Origin of the sequence: Brevundimonas sp. 357 (assembly GCF_003938605.1) — a bacterium.
Taxonomy (GTDB): domain Bacteria; phylum Pseudomonadota; class Alphaproteobacteria; order Caulobacterales; family Caulobacteraceae; genus Brevundimonas.
Genome location: NZ_RHWX01000027.1, coordinates 1 through 5,900, shown reverse-complemented (window position 1 = coordinate 5,900; position 5,900 = coordinate 1). Strand labels below are relative to the sequence as shown.

Here is a 5,900-nt window from a genome sequence, read left to right as displayed (position 1 = left end):
GCCTATTGCCAGTCGGAGGGAGCGGACGTATATCGCCGCCTCGCTCGGAGACGGGCTGGCCCGACGGGCTTCGGAGACGGTGTTTTCGGGGTTTTGATTGGGGCAAGGGTTTGAAAAAGCTTCTTGCTTCGATTGGTTGGATCGGTTAGTTTCCGCGCTTCAATCGAATTGCTGGATTGAGTTGAGGGATAGCCTCTCGGTTTTCCCGGCGGTTTACTGCGGCCTTCGAAGCTTCGGTTTCGGAAAAAGCAGAAAGGCTGAAAAGCCCGGTTGACAAGGAGATCGGCTCTCACTAGATAGCCGCCTCCGCCGCTCCTTCCGGAGCGGTTTCGTGAAAAGAAAGTTCTTTAAAAAGAACTGCTTGACACGAAAAACTGGGTCGGCTAGATAGCCGGCTCCGCCGCGGACCCGGCGCTAAACGGTCCGGCCGGTTCTTCCGGTCCCGGTCTTTGAAATCGTTGATCTGGAAAGAGAAACGCAGGCGGCGGTGTCCTGGCGAGAACCCTTCGGGGTTCATCAGTCGACACTGACAACTGCGGTCTTTTTGAAAAGACATACCATGTAACCGGTCTTCGGATCGGTGAACGTGGGATCTCGTCAAGAATACGTAGAACTAATGCCAAGCGATCTTAGGGTCGCAAATGCTTAGGTCAGATAAGTCAACTCAACCTGAGAGTTTGATCCTGGCTCAGAGCGAACGCTGGCGGCAGGCCTAACACATGCAAGTCGAACGGATCCTTCGGGGTTAGTGGCGGACGGGTGAGTAACACGTGGGAACGTGCCTTTAGGTTCGGAATAGCTCCTGGAAACGGGTGGTAATGCCGAATGTGCCCTTCGGGGGAAAGATTTATCGCCTTTAGAGCGGCCCGCGTCTGATTAGCTAGTTGGTGAGGTAACGGCTCACCAAGGCGACGATCAGTAGCTGGTCTGAGAGGATGACCAGCCACACTGGGACTGAGACACGGCCCAGACTCCTACGGGAGGCAGCAGTGGGGAATCTTGCGCAATGGGCGAAAGCCTGACGCAGCCATGCCGCGTGAATGATGAAGGTCTTAGGATTGTAAAATTCTTTCACCGGGGACGATAATGACGGTACCCGGAGAAGAAGCCCCGGCTAACTTCGTGCCAGCAGCCGCGGTAATACGAAGGGGGCTAGCGTTGCTCGGAATTACTGGGCGTAAAGGGCGCGTAGGCGGATCGTTAAGTCAGAGGTGAAATCCCAGGGCTCAACCCTGGAACTGCCTTTGATACTGGCGATCTTGAGTATGAGAGAGGTATGTGGAACTCCGAGTGTAGAGGTGAAATTCGTAGATATTCGGAAGAACACCAGTGGCGAAGGCGACATACTGGCTCATTACTGACGCTGAGGCGCGAAAGCGTGGGGAGCAAACAGGATTAGATACCCTGGTAGTCCACGCCGTAAACGATGATTGCTAGTTGTCGGGCTGCATGCAGTTCGGTGACGCAGCTAACGCATTAAGCAATCCGCCTGGGGAGTACGGTCGCAAGATTAAAACTCAAAGGAATTGACGGGGGCCCGCACAAGCGGTGGAGCATGTGGTTTAATTCGAAGCAACGCGCAGAACCTTACCACCTTTTGACATGCCTGGACCGCCACGGAGACGTGGCTTTCCCTTCGGGGACTAGGACACAGGTGCTGCATGGCTGTCGTCAGCTCGTGTCGTGAGATGTTGGGTTAAGTCCCGCAACGAGCGCAACCCTCGCCATTAGTTGCCATCATTTAGTTGGGAACTCTAATGGGACTGCCGGTGCTAAGCCGGAGGAAGGTGGGGATGACGTCAAGTCCTCATGGCCCTTACAGGGTGGGCTACACACGTGCTACAATGGCTACTACAGAGGGTTAATCCTTAAAAGTAGTCTCAGTTCGGATTGTCCTCTGCAACTCGAGGGCATGAAGTTGGAATCGCTAGTAATCGCGGATCAGCATGCCGCGGTGAATACGTTCCCGGGCCTTGTACACACCGCCCGTCACACCATGGGAGTTGGTTCTACCCGAAGGCGGTGCGCTAACCAGCAATGGAGGCAGCCGACCACGGTAGGGTCAGCGACTGGGGTGAAGTCGTAACAAGGTAGCCGTAGGGGAACCTGCGGCTGGATCACCTCCTTTCTAAGGATGCTTCTCCAGTCTCTCACGAGACTATTGAGGCTCCGCACAGCGAGAAACGCTCACGCAGCAATGCGGTAGTGTTTCGAGCATATATGCGGGGCGCCGCCGTCTCCGTTTCTCTTTCCTCATTTCGTCATCGACGCTGCGAACATTCGGTTCGTCGCATTGATGGCGCGATCGCGAGCCTGGGGATTTCCCGGCCTGTCGCACTGCCCTAGGCCCGTAGCTCAGGTGGTTAGAGCGTACGCCTGATAAGCGTAAGGTCGGCAGTTCGAGTCTGCCCGGGCCTACCAGTCCTTTGGTAAGGACGTGCGACGGTCGCCGATGAAGCTCTCCTGGCTAAACTCCTGAAAGGGGCCTTAGCTCAGTTGGTAGAGCGCCTGCTTTGCAAGCAGGATGTCATCGGTTCGAATCCGTTAGGCTCCACCAGGTTTCAAGTGTGCTACCGCCCTGCGGGCTACTTGAGCACTTCGCGATCATATCAAGTTTGCATCCGGTCGCATGATCGGCTGCATTGACATTGTAAAGGAAGAATTTGACCGGCTCCTCATAAGCTTTCAGGTCAGGTTCGAGAAGATATTGTCTGACAAAGTAAAATCAGACGCAGGTCCGGTGGATACCTCTTTCCATCTCCCGGATAAGCCTGCGTATGAGTTTTGCTGAGAAACGATCAAGCGTTGAAGGGCTTCTGACGGATGCCTTGGCGTAGAGAGGCGATGAAAGACGTGGCAAGCTGCGATAAGAACCGGGGAGGCGCTAGCACCCTTTGATCCGGTTATCTCTGAATGGGGAAACCCACCTTTGCAGTCTTCCAACTCTGCTTTTCGGAGCAGCGATTGGATGATTGTTTAAAGGTACAATGAGCTGAATACATAGGCTTCATTGAGCGAACCCGGGGAACTGAAACATCTCAGTACCCGGAGGAAAGGACATCAACCGAGACTCCCGTAGTAGTGGCGAGCGAACCGGGACCAGGCCAGTGCTCTTGTGAAATAAAGTCGAACGGAATGGAAAGTCCGGCCATAGCGGGTGACAGCCCCGTAGACGTCAAACAGCAAGAGACTCGAGTAGGGCGGGACACGTGAAATCCTGTCTGAACATGGGGGGACCACCCTCCAAGCCTAAGTACTCCTCTACGACCGATAGTGAACAAGTACCGTGAGGGAAAGGTGAAAAGCACCCCGACAAGGGGAGTGAAACAGATCCTGAAATCGGAAGCCTACAAGCAGTCGGAGCCGCCAAGCGCGGTGACGGCGTACCTTTTGTATAATGGGTCAGCGACTTCATGTGTCGAGCAAGCTTAAGCCGTTAGGTGTAGGCGCAGCGAAAGCGAGTCTGAATAGGGCGCTAAGTTCGATGTATGACGACCCGAAACCAGGTGATCTATCCATGAGCAGGATGAAGGTAAGGTAACACTTACTGGAGGTCCGAACCCGTGAATGTTGAAAAATTCTGGGATGACTTGTGGATAGGGGTGAAAGGCCAATCAAACCTGGACATAGCTGGTTCTCCGCGAAATCTATTTAGGTAGAGCGTCCGACGAATACCCTGGGGGGTAGAGCACTGGATGGTTGCGGGCTGCGCGAGCGGTACCAATACTAACCAAACTCCGAATACCCAGGAGTACTATCGGGCAGACACACGGCGGGTGCTAACGTCCGTCGTGAAAAGGGAAACAACCCTAACCATCATCTAAGGCCCCCAAGTCATGGCTAAGTGGGAAACGATGTGGGATTGCTTTGACAATCAGGAGGTTGGCTTAGAAGCAGCCATCCTTTAAAGAAAGCGTAACAGCTCACTGATCAAGCGATCCTGCGCGGAAAATGTAACGGGGCTAAAGCCATGCGCCGAAGATATGGGTTTGCAGTTTACTGCAAGCGGTAGCGGAGCGTTCCGTAAGCCTGTGAAGGTCAACTGTGAGGTTGGCTGGAGGTATCGGAAGTGAGAATGCTGACATGAGTAACGATAAACAGTGTGAGAAACACTGTCGCCGAAAGACCAAGGGTTCCTGCGTAAAGCTAATCTGCGCAGGGTTAGTCGGCCCCTAAGGCGAGGCTGAAAAGCGTAGTCGATGGGAAGCAGGTAAATATTCCTGCACCAGCTAGAAGTGACGGATGGCATAAGTCGTCGGGGCTTATTGGATTGTTCCCGGCGGTGGCGTTGTCCCTGGAAATAACTCTAGCAGAGACCGTACCCGAAACCGACACAGGTGGTCAGGTAGAGCATACCAAGGCGCTTGAGAGAACTGTGCTGAAGGAACTCGGCAAATTGCACGCGTAACTTCGGAATAAGCGTGACTCACCCTGGGCAACCAGGACTGAGTGGCACAAGCCAGGGGGTAGCGACTGTTTAGCAAAAACATAGGGCTCTGCGAAGCATCAATGCGACGTATAGGGTCTGACGCCTGCCCGGTGCCTGAAGGTTAAAGGGAGGAGTGAAAGCTCCGAACTGAAGCCCAGGTAAACGGCGGCCGTAACTATAACGGTCCTAAGGTAGCGAAATTCCTTGTCGGGTAAGTTCCGACCTGCACGAATGGCGTAACGACTTCCCCACTGTCTCCAGCACAGGCTCAGTGAAATTGAATTCCCCGTGAAGATGCGGGGTTCCCGCGGTCAGACGGAAAGACCCTATGAACCTTTACTATAGCTTCGCCTTGGCGTTAGCGACCGTATGTGTAGGATAGGTGGGAGGCTATGAAGCCGGGGCGCCAGCTCTGGTGGAGCCATCCTTGAAATACCACCCTTACTGTCGTTGACGTCTAACCGAGGGCCGTTATCCGGTCCCGGGACATGGCGTGGTGGGTAGTTTGACTGGGGCGGTCGCCTCCCAAAGTGTAACGGAGGCGCGCGATGGTTAGCTCAGACCGGTCGGAAATCGGTCGTCGAGTGCAATGGCATAAGCTAGCCTGACTGCGAGACTGACAAGTCGAGCAGAGACGAAAGTCGGCCATAGTGATCCGGTGGTCCCGCGTGGAAGGGCCATCGCTCAACGGATAAAAGGTACTCTAGGGATAACAGGCTGATTTTGCCCAAGAGTCCATATCGACGGCAAAGTTTGGCACCTCGATGTCGGCTCATCACATCCTGGGGCTGGAGCAGGTCCCAAGGGTATGGCTGTTCGCCATTTAAAGTGGTACGTGAGCTGGGTTCAGAACGTCGTGAGACAGTTTGGTCCCTATCTGCCGTGGGTGTTCGAAGCTTGAGAGGATCTGTCCCTAGTACGAGAGGACCGGGATGGACATACCTCTGGTGGACCTGTCATGGCGCCAGCCGTGCAGCAGGGTAGCTAAGTATGGAATAGATAACCGCTGAAAGCATCTAAGCGGGAAACTAACCTCAAAACAAGGCTTCGCTGAGGATCGTGGAAGACTACCACGTTGATAGGCCAGGTGTGGAAGCGCGGTGACGTGTGAAGCTTACTGGTACTAATAATCCGATCGGCTTGATCGTTTCTCAGCAAAACTCATTCGATCTTACTTGTCGAAATCATAGACAATATCTTCTCATTCATGTGTGTCGGGTTGACCTGGTGGCTCTGTCGGAGGTTCCCCACCCGATCCCATTCCGAACTCGGTCGTTAAGACCTCCAGAGCCGATGGTACTTCGTCTTAAGGCGCGGGAGAGTAGGTCGCCGCCGGGTCTACCCGACACACATGAATGACTTCTCGATCCTTCTTCCTTTACTCACCGCCTTGCCGCGGGATGGAGCAGCCCGGTAGCTCGTCAGGCTCATAACCTGAAGGTCGTAGGTTCAAATCCTACTCCCGCACCCA

3 tRNA genes and 3 rRNA genes are annotated in these 5,900 nt (G+C 54.2%); all 6 read left to right on the top strand.

The features are described from left to right. The first annotated feature begins 665 nt into the window (after positions 1 to 665). Positions 666 to 2,128 (top strand): 16S ribosomal RNA (locus EGK63_RS16145). Positions 2,129 to 2,344: 216 nt separating this feature from the next. Beyond that, positions 2,345 to 2,421 (top strand) — tRNA-Ile (locus tag EGK63_RS16140). A gap of 60 nt (positions 2,422 to 2,481) precedes the next feature. Continuing rightward, a tRNA-Ala gene (locus EGK63_RS16135) sits at positions 2,482 to 2,557 on the top strand. Positions 2,558 to 2,796: 239 nt separating this feature from the next. Further along, positions 2,797 to 5,577: ribosomal RNA gene (locus tag EGK63_RS16130) — 23S ribosomal RNA — on the top strand. A gap of 75 nt (positions 5,578 to 5,652) precedes the next feature. Further along, positions 5,653 to 5,767, top strand: a 5S ribosomal RNA gene (gene rrf / locus EGK63_RS16125). The 16S, 23S and 5S rRNA genes sit together here with 3 tRNA genes alongside, the layout of an rRNA operon. Positions 5,768 to 5,823: 56 nt before the next feature. Beyond that, a tRNA-Met gene (locus tag EGK63_RS16120) sits at positions 5,824 to 5,900 on the top strand.